The organism is Nocardia sp. bgisy134 (genome assembly GCF_057708325.1).
The window spans coordinates 631,910-654,464 of the sequence record NZ_JBYIRW010000002.1 but is presented as its reverse complement, the minus strand read 5'-3'; the positions used below and the strand labels follow the sequence as shown (position 1 = coordinate 654,464).

The 22,555-nt window shown below is 67.2% G+C and carries 15 protein-coding genes and 1 tRNA gene; 10 read left to right on the top strand and 6 right to left on the bottom strand.

What is annotated here, in order from left to right; translation table 11 throughout:
- The first annotated feature begins 207 nt into the window (after nucleotides 1–207).
- On the top strand, nucleotides 208–555 hold the full coding sequence (locus AC3ERS_RS06505; protein WP_431964465.1) for a hypothetical protein: 348 nt from the start codon (nucleotides 208–210) through the stop codon (nucleotides 553–555).
- Nucleotides 556–633: 78 nt separating this feature from the next.
- On the opposite strand, the gene AC3ERS_RS06500 is transcribed toward AC3ERS_RS06505, so the two are convergent.
- From AC3ERS_RS06500 to AC3ERS_RS06490, 3 genes are all read right to left on the bottom strand, one after another.
- Nucleotides 634–1,839, bottom strand: coding sequence for a YncE family protein (locus tag AC3ERS_RS06500; protein WP_431964463.1), 1,206 nt, complete (start codon nucleotides 1,837–1,839; stop codon nucleotides 634–636).
- A 103-nt stretch (nucleotides 1,840–1,942) separates the two neighbouring features.
- Nucleotides 1,943–3,292 carry an L-lysine 6-transaminase gene (lat, locus tag AC3ERS_RS06495; protein ID WP_431964461.1) on the bottom strand — a complete coding sequence of 450 codons (1,350 nt, stop codon included), beginning with the start codon at nucleotides 3,290–3,292 and terminating at the stop codon, nucleotides 1,943–1,945.
- Nucleotides 3,293–3,356: 64 nt separating this feature from the next.
- Nucleotides 3,357–3,809, bottom strand: a complete 453-nt coding sequence (locus tag AC3ERS_RS06490) for an Lrp/AsnC family transcriptional regulator (protein WP_040686931.1) — start codon at nucleotides 3,807–3,809, stop codon at nucleotides 3,357–3,359.
- Between the two features lie 121 nt (nucleotides 3,810–3,930).
- Here AC3ERS_RS06490 and amaB point away from each other — a divergent pair, with 121 nt between their 5' ends.
- The 3 genes from amaB (at nucleotide 3,931) to AC3ERS_RS06475 (ending at nucleotide 9,143) form a co-directional block, all read left to right on the top strand.
- Nucleotides 3,931–5,460: an L-piperidine-6-carboxylate dehydrogenase gene (gene amaB / locus AC3ERS_RS06485; RefSeq protein WP_431964458.1), complete on the top strand. Its 1,530-nt coding sequence runs from the start codon at nucleotides 3,931–3,933 to the stop codon at nucleotides 5,458–5,460.
- A gap of 63 nt (nucleotides 5,461–5,523) precedes the next feature.
- Nucleotides 5,524–5,597: transfer RNA gene (locus AC3ERS_RS06480), tRNA-Met, on the top strand.
- Nucleotides 5,598–6,515: 918 nt separating this feature from the next.
- Nucleotides 6,516–9,143 (top strand): GmrSD restriction endonuclease domain-containing protein, encoded by a 2,628-nt coding sequence (locus AC3ERS_RS06475; RefSeq protein ID WP_431964456.1) that lies wholly within the window; start codon nucleotides 6,516–6,518, stop codon nucleotides 9,141–9,143.
- Between the two features lie 64 nt (nucleotides 9,144–9,207).
- On the opposite strand, the gene AC3ERS_RS06470 is transcribed toward AC3ERS_RS06475, so the two are convergent.
- Nucleotides 9,208–9,930, bottom strand: coding sequence for an NUDIX hydrolase (locus AC3ERS_RS06470; RefSeq protein ID WP_431964454.1), 723 nt, complete (start codon nucleotides 9,928–9,930; stop codon nucleotides 9,208–9,210).
- A gap of 117 nt (nucleotides 9,931–10,047) precedes the next feature.
- Here AC3ERS_RS06470 and AC3ERS_RS06465 point away from each other — a divergent pair, with 117 nt between their 5' ends.
- Together AC3ERS_RS06465 and AC3ERS_RS06460 are read left to right on the top strand one after the other, a co-directional pair.
- A complete protein-coding gene (locus AC3ERS_RS06465; RefSeq protein WP_431964452.1) occupies nucleotides 10,048–10,923 on the top strand; it encodes a 5'-methylthioadenosine/S-adenosylhomocysteine nucleosidase family protein in 876 nt (291 codons plus the stop codon).
- 23 nt (nucleotides 10,924–10,946) lie between these two features.
- Entirely contained in the window at nucleotides 10,947–12,968 is a 2,022-nt protein-coding gene (locus tag AC3ERS_RS06460) for a hypothetical protein (RefSeq protein WP_431964450.1), read from the top strand.
- Nucleotides 12,969–13,515: 547 nt separating this feature from the next.
- Here the strand turns inward: AC3ERS_RS06460 and AC3ERS_RS06455 are convergent.
- Entirely contained in the window at nucleotides 13,516–14,706 is a 1,191-nt protein-coding gene (locus tag AC3ERS_RS06455) for a hypothetical protein (protein ID WP_431964448.1), read from the bottom strand.
- A 185-nt stretch (nucleotides 14,707–14,891) separates the two neighbouring features.
- Here AC3ERS_RS06455 and AC3ERS_RS06450 point away from each other — a divergent pair, with 185 nt between their 5' ends.
- The gene (locus AC3ERS_RS06450; protein ID WP_431964446.1) at nucleotides 14,892–15,116 is read left to right on the top strand and encodes a hypothetical protein; all 225 of its coding nucleotides are present in this window, start codon (nucleotides 14,892–14,894) and stop codon (nucleotides 15,114–15,116) included.
- Between the two features lie 24 nt (nucleotides 15,117–15,140).
- On the opposite strand, the gene AC3ERS_RS06445 is transcribed toward AC3ERS_RS06450, so the two are convergent.
- Nucleotides 15,141–18,614 (bottom strand): indolepyruvate ferredoxin oxidoreductase family protein, encoded by a 3,474-nt coding sequence (locus AC3ERS_RS06445; protein ID WP_431964444.1) that lies wholly within the window; start codon nucleotides 18,612–18,614, stop codon nucleotides 15,141–15,143.
- 797 nt (nucleotides 18,615–19,411) lie between these two features.
- Between AC3ERS_RS06445 and AC3ERS_RS06440 the strand changes: the two genes are divergently transcribed.
- Genes AC3ERS_RS06440 through AC3ERS_RS06430 form a run of 3 tightly spaced genes read left to right on the top strand, consistent with a single transcriptional unit; the run spans nucleotide 19,412 to nucleotide 22,546 of the window.
- Nucleotides 19,412–21,772, top strand: a complete 2,361-nt coding sequence (locus AC3ERS_RS06440) for a sensor histidine kinase (protein WP_431964442.1) — start codon at nucleotides 19,412–19,414, stop codon at nucleotides 21,770–21,772.
- Nucleotides 21,750–22,175, top strand: a complete 426-nt coding sequence (locus AC3ERS_RS06435; RefSeq protein WP_068061101.1) for a roadblock/LC7 domain-containing protein — start codon at nucleotides 21,750–21,752, stop codon at nucleotides 22,173–22,175. The genes AC3ERS_RS06440 and AC3ERS_RS06435 overlap by 23 nt, the downstream gene beginning before the upstream one ends.
- A complete protein-coding gene (locus tag AC3ERS_RS06430) occupies nucleotides 22,172–22,546 on the top strand; it encodes a DUF742 domain-containing protein (protein WP_431964439.1) in 375 nt (124 codons plus the stop codon). Before AC3ERS_RS06435 ends, AC3ERS_RS06430 begins: the two co-directional genes overlap by 4 nt.
- The last annotated feature ends 9 nt before the right edge of the window (nucleotides 22,547–22,555 follow it).

Below are 22,555 nucleotides of genomic sequence, written 5' to 3'. Positions count from 1 at the left end.
TTACAGGGAGCGTACCCCGCGCGAACCACCACGAATGGTGTGAGCTGCCCGACTTCCGCGCGCCCGCCGCCCGCCCCGCGGTGGCCGCGGCCGGTCACGCTAGCCTTTTCCCGTGGACGAGCTGCCCGGCCTCCGGATCGGCGCTCCCGTGCGGGAGCGCGCGATGGGCCGCGCCCTGCCGTTCGGCGACCGACAGGGAGAGCACTGATGGAACCCATCGAGATCAACGCGGGCAGCTGGTACCTGCGCGCACTGCGCGCCGACGAACGGATCGACGACCGCCCCGCGCTCGCCGCCGGCGGCATCACCGATCCCGAGTACGTCACCCGGCGAACCACCCAGTGGGACAAGGAAACCCACTACTCCTGGGCGGTCTGCGAACCCACCACGGCGGAAATGGTCGCCGAGATCGTCGTCACCCCCGCCCCGGACGGCACCGCCGAGCTCACCGGTTGGTCGCGCGCGGGTTTCGAACCCGCGCTCGACGCTGGGCGCACGGCGGTCGGCCGATTCGTCGAGGGCGGCCTCGGCCTGCGCCTGACCGAGACCAGCTGATCGGTCGCCGTCGATCGGACCCGTCGTGGCCGGGTCGACGAGGACGAGCGCACGGCCGCAGCGGACGCCGAGCTACGGCTAACGCATGACGCCGGTGTGGCCGGTCGAGTAGCGCCCCGGCTGCGGCCAGATGGTGAGGCCGTGCGGTCCGCGCCCGACCGGGATGCGGGCCAGCAGCTTCCACTCGACGATGTCGATCGCGTAGACCTCGCCGTGGTGGCGGCCCGAGGCCCAGAACACCCGGCCGTCGGCGGAGATGTTGCCCATGTCGGGACTGCCGCCGCCGGGCACGGACCACTTGTGCACCAGGCGGTTCTCCGCGAAGTCCCACACCGAGATGCTGCCCTCGTGCCGGTTGGTGATGAGCATCTGCTTGGAGTCGCGGGTGATGTAGAGCCCGTGCGCGCCGTCGCCGGTGGGCACGAAGCCCTTGCTCTCGAAGGTGAGCGCGTCGAAGACGTAGAGCCCGCCCGCCGCCATGTCGGCGACGTAGAAGGTGAGGCCGTCCGGAGAGAGCTTCACGTCCTGCGGCTTGCCCGAGCGTCCGCCCGCGAGATCGATGGTCTTGACCAGTTTGCGGTCCGCGACGTCGAAAACCTGCATGCGGCCGATGAATTCGCAGCTGGCCAGGGCGAAGCGGCCGTCGGCCGTGAAGTCCATGTGGTCGACGCCCGCGCAATCGGGCACCGAGAGGGCGTGCACTTTCTGCCAGGTCCGCGGATCGTAGAAGTCCAGCGACCTGTCCGCCTCGGCGACGACGAGGGCGAACTGGCCGTCGGGTGTGTAGTACATGTTGTAGGGGTCGCGGACCGGGAACGGCTCGCCGGGCAGACCGGTGCGGGGGTCGATCGGCCGCAAGCTGCCGCCGCCGATCGGAAGGTCGTTGGTGATGTAGAGCGTCTGCATGTCGTAGGACGGCACCACGTGCTGGGGCTCCTGCCCGCCCGCGGGAAAGGTGTCGATCACCTGGAAGGTGTTCGGGTCGATCACCGAGACGGTGTGGGACTGGCTGTTGGGCACGTACACCAGCGGCCGGTGATCGGCCACCGAGGGGCTCAGCTCCCGGTTGGCCGCGTACACGTCGGTCGGAGACAGCGGCGGTGGCATGCCTGGCAACAGATTGGCGATCTGCGCGGGCGGCGCGTCCGGGCTCGGCGCCGCCGCGACGGCCGAGCTCGTCGATTCGGTGACGACGGTGCCAGCCTCGCTCGTCGTACAGCTGGTCACCGCCGCCACAGCGGCCAAGGCCGCGAAGTATCCGCGAGGTGCGCCACGTCGGTTCACGCGTCTGCACCGTACCTGGGAGGAGTGAGACGACATGTGAGCGAAGCCTACGGGCCGGACAGCGATTTCCGGGCTATCCACGCCAGCAGCGCCGCGCGCCGTGTCAGTCGACCGAACCCAGCACCCTCTCCACGGCGTCGACGGCGGCGTCGAGCTGCGCCGCGCTGACCGTGAGCGGCGGCCGGAAGCGGATGCCGCGCTCGCCGGTGCCGATGATCAGCACGTGCTCGCGTTCCCGCAGCCCGGTCAGCACCGCGTCGCGCAGTTCCACCGTCGCCAGGGTGATCGCGCACATGAGGCCGCGCCCGCGCGGCTCGGTGACGCGCGGGTGCTCCGCCGCCAGCCCCTCCAGCCTGCGCAGCAGGTGCTCGCCGAGCGGCTTGGACCGCTCGATGAGCTCGTCGCGCTCGATCACCTCGAGGATGCGGCGGGCGCGGACCATATCGGCCAGGTTGCCGCCCCAGGTGGAGTTGAGCCGCGAGCCGACCGTGAATACGTTGTCGGCGATCTCGTCGACTCGCCCGCCCGCCATCACGCCGCACACCTGGGTCTTCTTACCGAAGGCGACGACGTCGGGCGACAGACCGAGTTGCTGGTAGGCCCAGGTGGTTCCGGTCATCCCGACGCCGGTCTGCACCTCGTCCAGGACGAACAGCGCGTCGTTCTCGTGGCAGAGCCGCTGCACGGCGAGCAGGAACTCCCCGCGCAGGTGCCGGTCGCCGCCCTCGCCCTGGATCGGCTCGGCGATGAAACACGCTATGTCGTGCGGATTCTCGGCGAACGCGCGGCGCACCTGGTCCAGCGCGTGCGCCTCGGCGGCCTCGATGTCGCGTCCGACCGCCAGGTACGGCGTGTCGACGCGGGGCCAATCGAACTTCGGGAAGCGGTCGGTCTTCACCGGGTCGGTGTTGGTCAGCGACATGGTGTAGCCGGTCCGGCCGTGGAACGCTCCGGTCAGATGCAGCACCTTCGTGCCGAGATCCCTTGACCTACCCTGCGATTCGTTGTGCCTGCTCTTCCAGTCGAACGCGACCTTGAGCGCATTCTCCACGGCGGCGGCGCCGCCGTCGATGAAGAACAGGTGCGGTAGTCGCGGATCGCCGAGCACACGCGCGAACGTCTCGACGAACCGCGCCATCTCCACGGTGTAGATGTCGGAGTTGGAGGGCTTGTTCAGCGCGGCCGTCGCCAGCTCCGCGCAGAAGTCCGGATCGTCGGCCAACGCGGGATGGTTCATGCCCAGCGCGTTGGACGCGAAGAAGCCGAACATGTCGAGGTAGGTGCTGCCGTCGCGTTCGTCGACGAGGCGGCAGCCGCGGGAGTTGGTCAGGTCCAGCACCAATTCGAAGCCGTCGGCGAGGAGGTGCGCCGACAGGATCTCGTGTACCCGGGTCGCGGGGGTGACCGGTGCCGTGTCACCACCCGATCGGGTGCGCTCCAGTTCGAGGGTCACACCTGTAGGGTACGAAAATATTTACGGAATCTCTACAATATTGCGGAGTAATTACTCCGAATTGCTACCTGTCATAGAATGTCTGCAGGATGATGGTGCTGCGCGTCCGGACGTTGGCGGTCGCCCTGATCTCCTGGAGCAGCTGCTCCAAGTGGCGCGGCGAAGCGACCCGCACCAGCAACACGTAGCTCTCGTCACCCGCCACCGAGTGGCATGCCTCGATACCCGGGATATGTTGCAACACAGCGGGGGCGTCATCCGGCTGCGACGGGTCGAGAGGAGTGATCGCGACGAATGCCGAGAGCAGCTGTCCAAGGGCCTCCGGGTCGACGTGCGCGGTGTAGCCGCGGATCACGCCGCGCGCTTCCAGCCTGCGCACCCGCGACTGCACAGCGGAGACCGATAGGCTCGCCTTCTCGGCCAGGTTCGACAGGGTGGCGCGACCATCGGCCATCAGTTCACGAATCAGCAGGCGATCGATGTCATCGAGTACGGGTCTTGCCGGTGTATCCGCCATCAGTGGAGGCTAACCCAGTGAACGCTGCTCGTGTCGAAAACCCCGACTCGTTCACTTCTGGCAACCTGACAGCACCGCGTGCACGCCCGAAGCAGAGCCCAAAGCCGAAGCGGAGCAATCGATGACGAACACCTTGAGCGACCAGCTGACCCGCGATCTCGCCGACCGCGCGGCAACCCTGTTACGCGGTCTCGGCGCCGAGCCGCCCCAGACGGGTGAGCTGACCGCCCGCACTCCCATTACGGGCGGCGCGCTCGCCACCCTGCCCGCCGACCCGCCCGAGGCAGTCGACGCCGCGATCGGACGCGCCGCCGCCGCGTTCGGCGCCTGGCGCACGGTGCCCGCGCCCGCGCGGGCCGCCGTGGTGCGCAGGCTCGCCGAGCTGCTCACCGCGCACAAGTCCGAGCTGGCCGAGCTGGTCACCCTGGAGGCGGGCAAGATCGGCCCGGAGGCGGTCGGCGAGGTGCAGGAGATGATCGACATCTGCGAGTTCGCCATCGGGCTCTCCCGCCAGCTGTACGGGCGCACCATGCCCTCCGAACGGCCTGGTCACCGGCTGATGGAGACCTGGCATCCGCTCGGCGTGGTCGGCGTGATCTCGGCCTTCAACTTCCCGGTCGCGGTCTGGGCGTGGAACACCGCGATCGCGCTGGTGTGCGGCGACACGGTGGTGTGGAAGCCCTCCGAGACCACCCCGCTCACCGCGCTGGCCTGTCACACGCTGCTTCGGCGGGCCGCCGCCGACGTGGGCGCGGATCCGCAAGTGCACCAACTGATCCAGGGCGGTTCCGAGGTCGGCGCCCGGCTGGTGGACGACGAGCGGGTCGCGCTGCTCAGCGCGACCGGCTCGGTGCGGATGGGCCGCATGGTCGCGCCGCGGGTGGCCGCGCGGTTCGGCCGCTGCCTGCTGGAACTCGGCGGCAACAACGGCGCCATCGTCACGCCCTCTGCCGATCTGGAGCTGGCCGCGCGCGCCATCGTGTTCGCGGCGGCGGGCACCGCCGGGCAGCGGTGCACCACCCTGCGGCGGCTGATCGTGCACGTCGACGTGGTCGGGCCGCTGCTCGACCGGGTCTCGAACGCGTATCGGCAATTGCGCGTGGGCAATCCGCTCGACGAGGGGGTGCTGGTCGGGCCGCTGATCAACGAATCCGCGCGCACCGGCATGCGCGCGGCGATCGATCGCGCACTCGCCGACGGCGGCGAACTGGTCTGCGGCGGCGAGCCGGTGCCCGGCTTCGGCGAGCACGCCCACTACGTGCGCCCGGCCATCGTGCGGATGCCCGCGCAGACCGCCGTGGTGCGCGAGGAGACCTTCGCGCCGATCCTGTACGTGCTGACCTACCACGACTTCGAGCACGCCGTCGCGCTGCACAACGCGGTGCCGCAAGGACTTTCGTCCGCGATCTTCACCGGCGACCAGCGCGAGGCCGAACGCTTCCTCGCCGCCGACGGCTCCGACTGCGGCATCGCCAACGTCAACATCGGCACCTCCGGCGCCGAGATCGGCGGCGCGTTCGGTGGCGAGAAGCACACCGGCGGCGGCCGCGAATCCGGGTCGGACTCGTGGAAGGCCTACATGCGCCGCGCCACCAACACCGTCAACTACTCCACCGAACTGCCCCTCGCCCAAGGCATCCAGTTCGGCTGAAACCGCCTCCGACCAGCCGATTAGGCGCCACGCCCGCCGCATGTGTAAGGTTGAGATCACCGACGCGGGGTGGAGCAGCTCGGTAGCTCGCTGGGCTCATAACCCAGAGGTCGCAGGTTCAAATCCTGTCCCCGCTACTAGGGAGAATGGCCCGGAACAGCATGTTCCGGGCCATTCTTCATTGACGGATGGGAGCGGGTTGGGGAACCTTAGCCAGGCTCACGACTGGTAACCCCGTCGACAGGGCCGGTGCCGCCCAGTAAATAGGTTGCACCGCGGACCGCCGCCTCCTCGTCCATGCCGGGGTCTTCAGGGTGAACACCACATCGGCGTCCCCCACCCGTTCGCCGACCACCTTGGGGCTGATCCCGGCAGCCAACGCTGCTCCAGTGACGTACGAGTGCCGCAGATCGTAGAAGCGAATCTCCGACAACCCCGCCTCAGCTGCCAGACGCTTGAACCGCGCCCGGATCGAATCCGGGTGGACCGGCCGCCCGTCCTCCCACGTGAACACTCCGCCGGTGTCCTGGTAGTCCTCACCGAAGAACTTTCGCTCAGCGTCCCGGACTTCCTTCCAATCCCGCAGCACTGGACAGCGTCCGGGTCGAGTGAGTTTTGACGTGCGTAATCATCCGACTTCACCTGACCGTCGGCCCCGCGACCGGCGACGACCACGCGGCTCTCGTGGATCGACTGCATGGCACTGTCGAGATCGAGAGATGACCAGCGGACTCCACATATTTCGCCGCGCCGCTGACCAGTGGCGAGTTCGAGCGCCTCACGGTCCATCTACTCTCGGGAACCTGCTACGCGGTGGTCAGCGACCGCATGTACAAGATCGCAGTGCTCGTCGCCGAGTGCTGGGGCCAAAGACTGGCAGAACATGAAATCGGTTCTCCTCGTATCCAGCATCTTTCGTCGTTTGGGGTGCGGTTCAGCGCGGGGTTTCGTGATCGTTTTATCGAAGGTAGGATCCTGTCGATCTTTGACTGAAAGACGTTGGCACACAGCGCAAGTGGGGGAAGATGAAGGCTGGCGAGACAACACTTCGGAGTTTGTTGCAGGGCGAGCGGCAGTATGTAGTGCCGCTCTACCAGCGTCGGTACAGCTGGGAGAGGAAGCATCTGCGGAAGCTGTGGGACGACCTTATCGGGGTTATCGACGCAGGAGACGGCGCTTCGCATTTTCTGGGGTCGGTGGTGCTGGCACCGAGTCCTGCGAACACGCCGGCCGGTGTGCAGGTCTGGCTTGTGGTGGATGGCCAGCAGCGGCTGACGACGTTGAGCATTCTGCTGTGCGCTATCCGTGATCATGTTCGCGCAACAGACGGTCGCCTGGCCGCGAAGATCGATGATCTTTACCTGGTCAACCGGTATGCCAATGGCCTCGAGCGCTACACGTTGCTGCCGACGCAGGCGGATCGAGCCTCGTGGCAGGCGCTGGTGGAAGGATCTCCGGACGCTGGCGGAGAGGACCCGATCGGGGAGGCGTACCAGTACTTTTGTCGCGAACTGGCCTCAGCCGCTGACTCGGAGAACCCGCACGAGATCGCGCGTATCGAGCAAGCTATCGCGTCCCAGTTGAGCATCGTGGAGATCGCGGCGCATCCCGGCGACAATGTGCATCGGATCTTCGAGTCGCTCAATCACACCGGCCAGCCACTGACCCAGGCTGACTTGCTGCGCAACTACGTGTTCATGCGTCTACCCACCCGCGCTGAATTCGTCTACGAGCAGCAGTGGCGGCCGCTTCAGGGCCTGCTCACCAATGATCAGCTGGAGACTCTGATCTGGCTCGATCTGGTCATGCGTGGCGATGACCGGGCTACCCAGGCGGCGGCCTATCACGCGCAGCAGCAACGCCTCGCGGCATTCGGCGAGGCTGAGATCGAATCCTGGATCATTGAGCTGCACCATAAGGCGCGGCTGTTCCGCACAATTCTCAACCCGGACAGCGAACCGGACGATGCGCTGCGCCGCGGGCTGGACCGCCTCGATAGGTGGGGCGCGCAGGTCGTGCATCCGGTGGCGTTACGGATTCTGCTTGCCCGCGATGCCGGGGAACTCGATGGTGCCGCTGCTGCGCGTGCAATGCGGGCGGTGGAGAGCTACCTGGTGCGCAGAATGATCGCCGGTATCGGCAGTACGGGTAGTAATCGTGTGCTGATGACCTTGGTCAAGGAGCTCGGCGACGCAGTGCCCACCGCTGAGGAGATCACAAAGATCCTGTCCGGCAACCGCAAACGATTTCCGACCGATCAACATATTCGAGAAGCTGTGCTGGCCAACAACTTCTACTGGAGTGGCAGGGGCCCGCAGCGGGCTTATATCCTGCGCTGCTTGGAAGAAGATCTCCGGCACGGCGAGCAGGTGGATTTCGACCGAGCCAAACTCACCATCGAGCACGTACTTCCACAGTCGCCGACCGAGGAATGGTGGGCCATGCTCGCCGACGAGGTGGACGGCAACGACAGTCCGCAGGATTTGCACCAAGCCGTCGTGCATACGCTGGGCAACTTGAGTCTCACCGCCTACAACGGGAAGCTCGGCAACGACGGGTTCTCTACCAAACAACAGATCCTGCGCGACAGTGGTTTGGCGATGAACCGGGAGATCGCCAAGGCGGCACGATGGGGAGGCCAGGAGATCCGCGCCCGCGGCAAGTCGCTGGCCGAGCGCATCGTCAAGATCTGGCCAGGACCGGATGATTCGGTCGGTACGTTGCCGCCAGAGCCGAGGTGGCGCTTGATGATCGAAGTGCTCGCCTCGATCCCCTCCGGGCGGTGGACAACCTACGGCGACGTTGCGGAGGTGATCGGGTGTGCACCGGTCGCCGTGGGTGCCCGGTTGGCTTCCGTCCCGGCTCCCAATGCTCATCGGGTTCTGAAGTCGACCGGCCAGATCTCGCCCGATTTCAGGTGGCCCGACCCGGCTCGCACCGAGGATCCCCGCACGATCCTGGAAAAGGAAGGGATTCGATTTGACGCCGTTGGCCGTGCCGCGGCTCGCCAACGCATCACCGCCGCCGAGCTCGCTCGACGCACCGATCTCGACGTCGACGTTCCGGAAGTGGTCGATCCGGAACACCCGCTGCCCGCCCTCCTCGAGGGCAGCCTTACTGGAAAACCCGGGGGCCCAACCGAACCTGCGCCACAAGCCCACCTGGATGAGGTGCGCCGAAGCAATTCCGCCGAGGGCAAGGCTGGCGACCTGGTCTGCTATTGGATCGTGTCTCCAGGCCCAACCCATACCGGGCGCAACCAGATTCGCGATTTCATCGAGCGCGGCGAGTGGCGAATGGACCCGAACCCCCGCTTCGAAAGCAAAGTCGCCGACATGCTGTCAGGGGAACGCATCGCCGTACGCACCCGCCGCACCACCGTAGACGACGTCCCGTTCGACCGGCGCGACGAACGCGTATCGGTCATGGATTTCGAACTGACCGGAACCATCACAGAAAATCCCGGCAACGGGTGCTCGGTGCGGGTCGACTGGGACCCCGAACCGCCCGCGCCGCGACGCTATTACCTGTACACGAGTCAGGACACCGTCTGGGCGCTGGTACGCGGGAAGACTCCGGTCTGGGATGACCTGATCGACTTCGCATTTGAAGGCAAAACTCAGCAGAACATCGACTTCCTCCGAAACCATCCGTACTGGAGAGACCGCTTCGGCGATAGGTGACGTATCGGGGCGGTCCCAGCACCTACGTCCTCGAAGGCGCGACAGATCCGGATCGCGGATCGGCTCAATTCGCGCTGGAGTGGGTGGTTGTGCGCGGTATCGCTGGATACAGGATGGATTCGGAGCCAGCACGGTAAAGGGCGGCGGGGCGGCCTCCGTGGCGGTTGGTCTGTTTTCCGGTGGGAATCAACGCACCCTTCGCGGCGGTGATCTTGCGGTGAAAATTCCGCTGGTCGAGAGCTTGGCCCCAGACGATCTCATACACCCTGCGCAGCTCGGTGATGGTGAACTCCGGTGCGCAGAATCGGGTGGCGAGCATTGTGTACTCGAGTTTGCTTCTGGTGCGCTCGACAGCGTCGGCGACGATTCGCTTGTGGTCGAAGGCGAGCTCGGTGTGTGCGTTCAGTAGTGATTTGACGGGCATCCATCCCGCCTCACGTGCATCGCCACCGGCTACCGGTGCCGGCAGGTCGGGAATGAAGGCGAGGTAGCAGACGGTCACGACCCGTCTGCGTGGGTCCCGGTTCGGTGAGCCGTAGGTGCGTAGCTGCTCGAGATGTGCACGGTCCAGGTCCAGGCCGGTCTCTTCGGCCAGTTCGCGTTCTGCCGCTGTGTCCAGGTCCTCGCGGGTGTCGTCGAGGAATCCGCCGGGCAGGGCCAGCAACCCCTGCCATGGATCGGTCCCTCGTTCCACCATCAGGATCTGCAACGTGTCATCGCGCACGGTCAGGACTGCAAGGTCCACCGCGATGGCGACTTCGGTCGTTGGCCAGTTACGTTCGGGCATAACGTATCTCCTCTCCACGGCTACTTTACGTCTTATTGACGTAAAAGGATCCGGCGGATAGCGTCAGTCCACGGAGGTCTCAGGTGACGCTCCGTTCCGATCACGTTGGGGAGAAATATGATCGTGATTCTGACCGCTCTGAACATCGAGCAGGACGCCGTGCTGGAGCATCTGGTCGACACCACCGTGTATGAGCACGACAAGGGCACGTTGTTCGATGTAGGCACCATCGCCGGGTACCCCGGGCATCATGTAGCGGTGGGGGTCACCGGCGCTGGCACTACCACCGCGGCGGCGCTCACCGAACGCGCCCGAGCCGAATTCTCGCCTGCGGTCATGATGTTCGTCGGCATCGCCGGTGGCTTGCGTGGCAAGCTGTCCATCGGTGATGTCGTAGTGGCGACCAAGGTCCACTCGTATCAGGGCGGGCGCAGCGAAGATGACGAGTTTCTGGTGCGGCCACGTTCCTGGGAATTATCGCACCGGCTCGACCAGAAAGCCCGGCGGCTATGCCGGGGCAATCGTTGGCACGACTGGCTGCCCGAGCAAGCGCGCACGACCGAACCGAAGGTGTCCTTCGCGCCGATCGCGGTGGGAGACGTGGTCTTGGACTCCACCACATCGGAGCTCGCTCGCCGCATCCGCGCGTCGTTCAACGACGCGGTCGCCGTGGAGATGGAGGGTTCGGGATTCGCGCATGCGGCGGCCCTCGCCGATCAGGTGCCTGCCGCGGTCGTCCGCGGCATAAGCGACCGTGCCGACGGAGGGAAGGCGGAGGCGGACCGGGATGGCGGTCAGCTCATCGCTGCGCGGAATGCTGCTGCGTTCGCGGTTGCGCTGGCGGTTTCCCTCGAGCCGAAACCCGATTCAACGGCAGGGTCTGCTGCGCCGACGCCTCCGTCGTTGCCGCCGATCCACAATACGATGACCGCACGGGACCACGCAAAGGTCGGCGAGCAGATCGGTGTGCAATTCAACTCGGGGGCGAGATGATCCCCGACTCCACAGCGGCCGGTATGTCGGTGCACAACCATCTCAACGCGACCGGCCGCGCCCACGTCGGGCAGCAGATCGGTGCCCAATACAACAGATTCGTGGAGCACAACGAGACGATCTACCACACCTCGCCCGACGACTCGCCGGACCGCAGGCACAAGGTGGCCAGAGATTTCCTCGCCGGCGGCAATCCCCGTCAGGCCGAGGAAATCCTGCGCCGCCTGCACCACACGGGCCACGCCACCACTGAACGCGCCTACCTGTACGTGCTGTCGGTGCTCAGCGACCGCTCGTTCACCGAAATCACCAATGAGCTGTCCGACGAGATCCACCACGCCATGAACGCGGTGCCGGGAGAAACCCGAGACGAGTGGCGGGAAGCGCTCGAGGTTGTCAACGAACTGCTGCGCTACGCTCATGCCGAGTTCAGCGAGGGGGCCATCGAGAACGAACTCGCGACCCCGCTGAAGATGTTCGGCGCCCTGAGCGTGGATCGGCAGGACGAGATCGTCACACACCTGAGCCGGATTCTCAGCGGTGCCGAGCAGGAGTGGCTCACCGCTGCGCGCAAACACCAGGTCGCAGTGCAACGGATGAGCGGCGATCGCGTCGGACGGGCGTGGAAGTTCTTCGAAGCCGATCCACGACCGCCCGGGAGATGGGTAACAGCGCCTGCTCCGGCCACCGCCACCGACTGGCGCGATGCCGTCCTCGGCTCGGTGGCAACGGTTTCGGCGATCGTGACCATGCTGATCGGTGAGGTCACGGCCAGCGCCGTGGCCGGAGTGGCACTCGTCGTGGCCGGGGGCTACGTGGCGGTGCGTTGCACGACCGTCTGGCAGACCCACACAAGGCATGTGCACAACGTGTGGGCCCATCGCCAGCCACAGCCCTACCAGCAGGAAGGTAAGTTCGACAAACTGGTCGACCAGTGCTTCCGGGCGTGGAATCCCGAAGGCCTATGGGAAACCACAGAGGGCTATCGAGGATATCTCAAGCGCAGGTTGCAACAGCAGTACGGCCACTACGAATGCCACCCTTTCGAGTTGCAATGGCTGATCCGGTGGCATGTCCTTCGCATCGGCCAAGGATTCGACTATCCACCGGCGCGGCCAGCCGAAGCGCAGCGGGCGGCTAACTTTCGGACCGTCGGCGCAATAGTGTGGGTGGCAGTTTTGGGTGTGTTGGTGCTCGTCGGAGAGTACGGGGCGTTCCTGCTTGGTGTCGGCGGCTGGTGGGGTATCGGCGGCGTCGCCCGGATCGTCTCGGTGTCTCGGACGCAGCGTCTTCTCGCACAGGATGCCGAGATGGTGTTCGACGGCGAGCAGGCCGAGCATCACCGATGGCGCGGGGTTCTTGCCGACCGGCCCAGTGATTTGGAGATGGAGCGCTGGCTGGCCCTGGACAAGGCCCATCTCAAGAACGAGGCGCTGCGGCGGGCGAATCTTCGTGAGCGTGACCTGGTCACGTATGTGGTGCTGACCGAGCGGGCTCCCTTCGCGCGCAGGAGCAGGATCATCGGCGGGCCGCCGCGATACGAGGCGTATATGGTCTACATCTTCCTGTTGACCAAGTTCGGAATGCGAACCACACGAACCTATTTGAACCTCACCACAGGCGACGTGCGGAACGAGCAGCACCAGATGTGCACCTACGATGCTGTGGCTTCGGCCTCGGTCACCGAGAAAGGTGTCCGCACTTTCCGGGCCGACGGCAGCCCATCGGTGGGTAACCGCGCTGGCCGGGTCTTTCGGCTGATTCTGCTCAACGGCACCTGTATCGCCGAAGTCCGGGAGAACGGCCGAGCGACAGGCGATGAACCGCCCGGGGAGGACGACGAGCTCGAGGACGTGGCGTTCGTGCCGGCCGCGGGGTTCGACAGCGCGCTACGGGTATTGGAAGCAGTGGCCACCGAGGGCCGGGATTGGATCAACCGTGACCGCGAGCGCAAACAGCGTTGGGCACGAAACTGGTGCACGAGTCCTCTGTCAGGTGACACGATCGGATTCGGGGGGAACTCCGGCCGGACAAACCTCCGATGATCTGACAGCAAGTTGTAGCTCGCCCCTTCGGGCAACGCTGACTTGAAGATTCCGATCAACATGAGAGTTGATGGGGCCGCGTCCGGATTCGTACCATGAATCGACAGGCCAACACAGCTGCGCCGTTCGGGGACAGCTACGCGAGTCCAGGCCCCGATTGCGCCGGATGCCGCCGGACAGCGCGTGCAGCATTCCAGTGGGCGACATGCGCATCGACGCACGGCAGCGCCGTAGCGAAGTCACTTGTTCCGGCAACCGCAGATAGGCCGCGATCCCGATTCCAGCGCACCGGATGGGAACGGATTGGAATGAAACGCATAGATACGCGGCCGAGACATGTAGAACCGAGCGGATGCCGATCTCGCGCCCGGACCCGCTGACCAGCGCATACGGGACGAGGCGTGACTCAGAGACCGCAATCCGGTTGGCAAATAACCCAGAGGTCGCAGGTTCAAATCCTGTCCCCGCTACAAACGGCTCAGGCCAGAGAGATTCGATCTCTCTGGCCTGAGCCTTTTCTCGTATTGTCCTCGGCGCGCGACGACTCCTACCCCGATCCGGCGAGCCACCGCACGGTGTTGACGTAGCACGTCCCGAGATCGGCGAGCACACTTCCCGGTACGGGTGGGTGGTAGGGCACACCGAACCCGCGGCGGCGATCCGGTGTCGAGCCGCAGGGGTCACCGATGAGGTTCACGTCGACGTAGTGATGGAACGAGGAGTCGGTGACGATCCGGCCCACCCCCGCCGGAAGACCGTCGTAGGCGCACAGGATGCCGAGGGTCATCGCGACCGAGGGCGCCGGGTCGCCGGGCGGATCGGCGGACAGACACGGGTCGGCGGTGAGGGCGACCGAGTGGCCCGCTGTCGCGGTCCCGGTGGCGATGACGCGCGGCGCGGGTCGCACACCGTCGGCCGAGGGGTACTCCGGCACCGGGGTGTCGCGCGGTGCGACGACCGCTTCGAGATCGGCCGGCGTCACCACTTCACCCTCGTGCATGTGATCAGGGAACCGGGTGATGGGCGCGCCGTCCGCACGCCGCAGGATGTCGTGGACGGGTGCGTCGAGGACGAGAGTCTGGGCGATGTCGTCGGACTGGTTGTCGAACTGGTACAGCGACTCCGTGTCCCGCACCAGGGTGCCGTCCGCGGCGATCCCGCCGCGCGGATTGAAGACCAGCGTGTCGGCGCGGTCCAGCCCACCCGGCACCGACTTGGCGGGCCAATTGGCCGCCGTCACGACCTCGCCGCGCCAATCGAGCGCGTGCGTCGGCGCGTCGATGGGCCGATATTCCACACCGAACCACTTACGCATGGTGCGCACCCGAGGTATCCGGCCGCACATGAACGAGCCCATGCCGGAATGGTCACCGGTCGCGAAGACCCCTCCGCCCGCGTTCATGAAATCGAAGACGGCCGCGACCTCGCCGTCGGCGATCGGCGTCCCGTGCACGGCGCCGTCGTTGTTGCCCTCGAATCCGAACAGCCACAACACGTCGTAGTCGCGCAGACGCTCCGATCGGAAGTCGAAGTTCGGGAAGGCGGCATTCGGGTCGTCGCTTCGATGCGCGGTCTGCACCGAAATGTCCTGTGCCGGAGCGTGCTCCAAGAGGTAGACGAACTCCGTGACGGTGAAGGCATCGCGGTTGCGATCGACTCCGCCGGCGAAGCTGATGCCCTTTCGCGCTCGCGCGGACGATCGCCCGTCCCCTACCACCAGAACCTTGATCGGCGCCATGATATCCGTCCCCCGGATAGTCCCCGCCCGCCGCAGCGGCGAACGCTGACCGGCGGTGTTCGCTACAAGTAGACCACGAATATCGCAGTTCACGAGGCGTATTTCCCGGCACGAAAGGGGTTGCGGACCGACCGTCCGGGCCGCTACGCGACGGCTCGGATCGGAGCCGAACGATTTCCGGCGCCTTGTGTCGCACAACGGATTTCATCAAGATCGAAGTTGCGGGCGCACTTTCGCGCCGGCGGCCCAAGACCGTCAACGGCGACACCGTCACGCCGACGTGGACCCTGAATTCTACCGGGGCCCACGTCCTTACAGCGAAGCTGGTCGTCGGCGACTACGAGGAGACCAGCCTGACCATCCAGGTGGGCAACGGCATCAACGTCGGAAGCGCCTGCCTGGTGCAGTGATACCGGCGCGGGCCGGCACGAGCCTCAGATCCTTGGCGGCTCGATGCCGAGTTCGCGCAGCCGCTCGGCGTAGGTCGCGACATTGGCGAGCTTGACGTCCTCGTAGCCGCGCACGACCTCGGCGAGGCCCGCCGCGCGAACGGCTCGGTCGTAGCCCGCTGCGTCCAAGGTGGTGGCCAGGTCGGTCACCATGCCGAGGTAGTGCGCGCGCAGTTCTCGCTCGACGCGGCGCACATGCGCGTAGCCGAAGGGGTCGAACTTGGTGCCGCGCAGGCGCTTTCCCTTGGCGAGCAACCGCAGCGCGAAGTGGCTGCGCGGACCCATGCCGATCTTCTTCTGCCTGCCGAGCGCCCGCAGCGCGGGCGGGTGCAGGCGGTAGGTGAGATTCGCGCCTTCGGGCATTTGCTCGGCGACCTCGGCCAGGAACGCCGGGTCGGTCAGCCGCCGCGCCACCTCGTACTCGTCCTTGTAGGCCGTGAACTTGTACAGACCGCGCGCCACCTGCTCGCTGAACTCAGTGCGGTCGGTGACTCGTCGTTCGGTCTCCCAGACGTGCTGCACGGTGCCTACGTATTCGCGGGCCACCGCGACGCTCTGGAATCCGATCAGCTCGGCCGCCCGCAGCTCCACCAGCTGCCGCGTCTCGCCGGTCGCGGTCAGTCCGTCGAACAGGTTCGCGGGCGGCGTCACCCGCGCCGCCGCGAGCTTGCTGCGCGTGGTGGCGGCGGCGAACTCCGCGGGCCGTGCGATCGCCAGCCTGCCCCAACGGAAGGCGGCGATATTCGCGGCGACGGCGACGCCGTTGATCTCGATGGCCTCCTCGATCGACGCCGCGGGCAGCCGCAGTCCCCCGCTCTGGTACGCCGCGCCGACCAGCAGGAAATTGGCGGCCGCGGTAGTGCCGAAGAGCGCCTCGGCGGCGGCGAGCGCGTCGAAGGAACCCGCCACCCTGGCCGCCCGCGCCAGCCGGGCCAGCAGCGAGGCCTCGTCGGGGTAGGCGACGGACTTGTCGTAGACCATGTCGCCGGTCGGGGTCTTGCTGGTCGAGGCCACCGCGACGGTCGCGGTCGGCGAGCCGTAGGCCAGGTTCTTGTCGTCGGTCGCGGCGAGCAGGTCGAAGGCGAGGATGCAGTCGGCGGAGGCCGGGGCGAGCCGGTTGGCGGGCTCCAGCGCGTCCGCCGCGAAGCGCAGGTGCGACACCACCGGTCCGGCCTTCTGGCTCAGGCCGATCTGATCGAGGCTCGCCACGTCGTATCCGGCGCGCAGCGCAGCGGTCGCGAGCACCTGGTTCACGGTGACGATGCCGGTGCCGCCGATCCCGGCCAGGAAGACGTTCTGCGTGCCCGTCGGCGCCTCGAACGCGAGCTCGGGCAGGCGCGGCGGCTCCGGACGACGAACCTCCTTGCGCCGCTTGCGATTCGCCGGGTCGGGCAGCTCGACGGTGACGAAGGACGGGCAGTCGCCGTCCAGGCAGCTGTAGTCGGTGTTGCACGAGGTCTGATCGATGCGCGTCTTGCGGCCGAACTCGGTGTCCACCGGCTGGACCGAAAGGCAGTTGCTCTTGACGCCGCAATCGCCGCAGCCCTCGCAGACCGCCTCGTTGACGATCACCCTGGTCCGGCGCACCGGCAGCGCGCCGCGCTTGCGCTTGCGGCGGGCGTCGGCCGCGCAGTGCTGGTCGTAGACGAGCACGGTGACGCCGGGAATCTCGCGCAGCATGCGCTGGGCCTCGTCGAGCCGGTCGCGGTGCCACAGCAGGGTGCCCGGCGCGAGATCGCGCTTTCGGTAGCGCTTGGGCTCGTCGGCGCAGACGATGATCCGCCGCACGCCCTCGACGCTGAGCTTGTGGGTGAGTTTCGGAACGCCGAGCGAGCCCTCCGCGTCCTGCGCGCCGGTCATCGCGACGACGTCGTTGTGCAGCAGCTTGAAGGTGATGTTCACGCCGGCGGCGACGCAGGCCTGCACCGCCAGCTGGCCGGAGTGGAAATAGGTTCCGTCGCCGATGTTCTGGAACAGGTGGCCCACGTCGGTGAAGGGCGCCTGCCCGATCCACTGCGCGCCTTCGCCGCCCATCTGAGTCAGGCCGGTGACCGCGCTGTCGGTGCGGCCGGACATGGTCACCAGGGTGTGGCAGCCGATGCCGCCACCGGCCAGCGAGCCCTCCGGCACCGCGGTGGACCGATTGTGCGGGCAACCGCTACAGAAGTACGCCGCGCGCTTGGCGGGCAGGACGGACAGCGACAGCGGCTGCGGCAGTGGCCTCTTCGTCTCCAGATATCCGGCGAGCGCCCGGCGCAGCGGCCCGGCGATGCGACCCGAGGTGAGCTCGCCGTTGGGACTGAACAGCGTGCGACCCTCGGCATCGGCCTTGCCGACGATCTCCGGGGCACCCGCGCGGCCGTAGAGGATCTCGCGGATCTGCGTCTCGACGAACGCGGTCTTGTCCTCCACCACGACGATCCGCTCCAGCCCGTCGGCGAACTCCCGCACCCGCTCGGGCGCGATCGGATACGGCATGCCGATGCGCAGCAATCGGACGCCTGCCCGCGACAGCGCGGCGTCGTCCACGCCGAGATCGAGCAGGGCCTGGCGCATCGCGTCGAAGGCGGTTCCGGTGGCGGCGACGCCGACCCTGGCGCGCGCCGGATTCACCTCGATCACGTCCAGCTCGTTGACGGTGCTGTAGGCCTTCACCAGTTCCCAGCGCGGCCCGTACAGGTCCGCCTCGGCGATGACGCTGTCGGTCGGCGCCGCCATCGGCCGCTGCCGATAGGTGAACGGACTGCCCTCCCAGTCGATCTCGGGCACCGTGATGGCGATGTCGCCGACCGAGCCGTCCACCGTCCAGGCGCCGTCGGCCACATCGGCGACGATCTTCAGCGCCACCAGGCACCCGGACGCCCGGGACAGCGCGACGCCGTGCAGGCCCATGGTGATGATCTCGCGCGCGTTGCGGGGAAAGAGCACAGGGATGTTCATCGCGGCCAGCGACCGTTCGCTCACCGCGGGCACGGTCGAGGATTTCGCGGCCGGATCGTCGCCGACCAGCAGCAGCACGCCGCCGCGCGCATTCGCGCCGTACATATTCGCGTGACGCAACGCGTCGGTCGCGCGATCGAGGCCGGGTCCCTTTCCGTACCAGACCCCGACGACGCCGTCGTGCGTCGCGTTCCCGGCGGGCAATTCCGCCTGGCTCCCCCACACCGAGGTCGCGGCGAGTTCCTCGTTGAGGCCCGGCACGAAGGAGATGTCGTGTTCGGCGAGCACGGTGGGCATTCCGTTGAGCAGCTTGTCCACGCCGCCGAGCGGGCTGCCCTGATAACCGGAGACGAAGGTGCCGACCCGCAGACCCGCCCGCAGATCGCGCACGTGCTGTTCCACCAGTTGTCGCGCGATCGCCTGCACTCCGGTGAGCACGACGGCGCCGGAGCCGACCCGATAGCGGTCGGCGAGGTCGTACGGCGCGGTGATCAGATCGCGGTCGGCGAGCTCGGTCATCGGTCCACCCATCCGCTCGGCGCCCGATCGGGGCGCTTCGCATCGTTGAGCACTTGGTGCCGACATACTGTCCCCAAAGCGCTGAATGAACAATAGATGGATCAAAGGTTGAGCAATCTGCTCAATTGAAGCGCTCACTGCTGGGCATCCCCTATGCATGATGCGAGATCGATATGACCGCTATCACACTCTGCGACAAATCACCTGATCACGGCCGTCGCGCGTGTCGGGCCGACGTCGGACACCGGCGAATCCGCCATCCAGAAGGCACGGCCACCCGCTCCGCCATCCGGAAGGCACGGCCACCGGCAACGCCTGCTGAGTTCGATCACCACTCGGCACGCCGACCGGCTCCGGTAGCCGGTCTCGCGACGCCCTCGGCCCGAACCACCCGGAGACGCCGCGAACCCGGTGCCGACGCGCCTCGCGGTCAGAACATTCGGCGGTGGAGAAGCACGAATTCCCTCCCGCATAGCAGCGAGCGCTCGAATCCGCGTACGCGTGAGTTTTCCCGAAATACCCCGCGAAATGCATTGTGACCACCACATTCCCATTGGTAGCACTTGCGAATATATCCCGTGGTTACCCGAACTCCGCGATCGCCGATTACCCTGCTCTTTGCTCGACGAAAGTTATTGCGTCGCCGTTCTTTCAGTGACTAGGGTGACACGGGGTACTCGGCACCATGCCGGTTCTCGGCCTGGCACGAGCCGGTTCCGCACGGGGGCAGCGATGCCCAGAGGTAGGCAAGAACATCGGTGATAAGCAGCAGAATCAGACGCGTATTACCGACCGGCATGCGGTCCCGCCCCCTCGGCGTCCGAACCAGACTATTGGCGATCGTCCTCATTCCGAGCGTCGCCCTGCTCGCGCTCGGCATCGGCGCCACCGCGTACCTGGTGAAAACCGGTCGCAATGCGGCGTCTTGGGCCGAGATGGCCACTTCCGTGACCACCCCGGCGATCCTGATGATCGAGGCGTTCCAGGAGGAGCGTCGCGCCTCGCTGCTGCTGTTGGCGGGCGACGACGACGCGACCCACACCCTGCCTGCCGCACGCAAGAATTCCGACGACGCGCTGGCCACGCTGGATTCCCTGGGCGATACCGCCTCCGAACTGCGTCCCGACCTCGCGGGCGATATCGACAGCTACGACGTGCTCTACCGGCAGTTGCCCGCGCTGCGCGGCGGCATCGACGCGCACGCCTTGCCGTCGGCGCAGGTTTTCCTCGCCTTCAGCCAGATCATCGACACCATCGTGCAGGCCTCGCTGCTGGCCGCCGAGGTGGCGCCGGACGCCGAGATCGCCGTCGAGCTGTACAAGGCGGTGCACGCGCTGCGCGCCGCCGAAGCGGTGTCGCGGGCGAGCGCGCTCGGCACGGCGGCGCTCATCACCGAACAGCTCACCCCCGAACAGCTCACCGAGTTCAGCCGCTACGTCGGCGACGGCCGCGGTGAGGTCGCCTACGCGACCACCGTGCTGACCGGCAAGCGGCAGGCACAACTGCAAGAGATCACCGCGAGTCCCACCTGGCGGCAGCTGACCGCGATGGAGGACGCGATCATCCAGCGGGGCACCAAGACCGGCGATTCCGACGCCCCGAATACCTCGACCTCGAACAACTCCACCGGCGACAGTTCCGGCAGGCAGTCGACCTCCCGCACCACCCGCACGGCCGACATCCCGCCGCCGCTGCCGCTCGGCGTCGGCGAATGGCAGCAGTCCGCCACCGCCGTGCGCTCGCAGCTGCTGAAGCTGTGGGAGGACCAGAGCCGCGACGCCCACCGCACCGCGGAGGCCACCGGCGAGCAGATCGCGCGCAACTCCCTCTACGGCGGCCTCGGCGTGCTCGCGCTGACACTGCTCGCCTTCCTCGCCGCCCTGCTGCTGGCCAACCGCTTCATCGGCCGCATGCAGCGGCTGCGCCGCGACACTCTGGAGCTGGCCGACGAACGGCTGCCCGAGACCATCCGTCAGCTCGGCGAGGGCGCCGAGGTCGACGCGCGGGAAGTCGCGCGCCTCGACTACGGCGGTGACGAGATCGGCCAGGTGGCCGACGCGTTCAACCGCGCCCACCAATCGGCCGTCTCGGCCGCGGTCGCCGAGGCCAAGACGCGGGCGGGCGTGGCCGCGGTCTTCCTCAACATCGCGCACCGCAACCAGGTGATGGTGCACCGCCAGCTGGCGCTGCTGGACAAGGCCGAACGCCACGAGGAGGACCCGGAACGCCTGGACCTGCTCTTCCAGCTCGACCACCTGGCCACCAGGGCGCGGCGCAACGCCGAGAACCTCGTCATCCTCGGCGGCGAGCAGCCCGGCCGTCGCTGGCGCAATCCGGTGCCGCTGATCGAGGTGGTGCGCAGCGCGGTCGCGGAAAGCCTCGACTACACCAGGATTCAGATCGGCAAGCTGCCCGACGTGCGCGTCTCCGGCGCAGCGGTGGCCGACCTGATGCACCTGATCGCCGAGCTGACCGACAACGCGACGGCCTTCTCGCCACCGGAATCGCGGGTCGAGGTGTCCGGCACGCTGGTCGGCAAGGGCGTGGCTATCGAGATCATCGACCAGGGACTCGGCATGCCGGAAGCCGAACTGGCCGAACGCAACGCCGTGCTGGCGTCCCCGCCCGACTTCAGCGTCGCCACGCTCTCCAGTGATGCCAGGCTCGGCCTCTTCGTGGTCGGGAAGCTGGCCGTGCGACACGGTATCTCGGTGCGGCTGACCGAATCCGACTACGGCGGAGTGCGCGCCATCGTGTTGGTGCCGACGGCGGTGATCGCCACCGGCCAGGAACCACCCGTGCGGGGCAACCAGGCCGTCCAGCAACCGCACGCGTTGGCGAACAACGGGACATTCAACGGCTTCGCCCCCGTCCCTGTCCTCGCCGCTCCCAGCCCCGTCGAGATCGCACCCGCCGCGACCGGCGAGGGCGATCGACCGGCGCTGCCGCGACGCCGCCGCTCCGACGCCTCCGACGAACCGGCCGCTCGGCTCGGCGGCACAGCGGGCGCACGCCCGCGCAGCGCCGAGGAGGCGCGCACGCTGATGTCGGCCATCGAGAACGGCACTCGGCAGGGCCGCCTGAACCGCGTCGACGACCCGACCGCAACGAACCCCGACCCGCAGGAAGGCACCGGTGACGACCTCCAAGCCCCGTAGTCTCGACTGGCTGCTAGACGATCTCGTCGAACGGCTGCTCGATGTCCGCTACGCTGTCGTGCTGTCCACCGACGGGTTGCTCCTCGGCCACAGCACGGCGATGAATCGCTCGGACGCGGAACGCTTCTGCGCCATGGCCTCCACCCTGCACGGCGTGGCGCGCAGCGCGGGCAGCCATTTCGACGCGGGCGGGGTCTGCCAGACGGTGGTGGAGCTCGACCGCGCGGTGCTGTTCATCACCGCCGCGGGCGACAATGCCTGCCTGGCCGTGCTCACCGCGGAGAACGCGAACATGGGCATGGTCGCCTACGAGATGAACCAAACCGTGCAGCGCGTCGGCGCGCACCTCTCGGTCGACCCGCGTCCGCAACCGCTCGACGGGGTCGGTTCGCGACGGCCATGAACGACCGGCGGGAGTCCTGGTTCGACGAGGAGGCCGGTCCCCTCGTCCGCCTCTACGCGGTCACCAACGGGCGCGCGGGCGGCGGCCGCCCCGAGCTGAACATGCTCACCCTGGTGGTACGCGCCGGATCGCGGACACTGCGGCGCAACGAACCCGAGTACGCCGACATCATGCGGCTCGCCCGCGAACCGCAGTCCATCGCCGAGCTGGCCGCGCAGCTGAACCTGCCGTTAACCTCGACCAAGATCCTGGTCGGCGACCTCATCGACGACGGCCTGCTCAACTTCCGCGATCCCGAACCGACGCCCGAGGCGGGTCCGCGGGACATGGATGTGCTGCGCGCCGTGCTCAAGGGGATTCAGGCGCTCTGACCCGCGCGC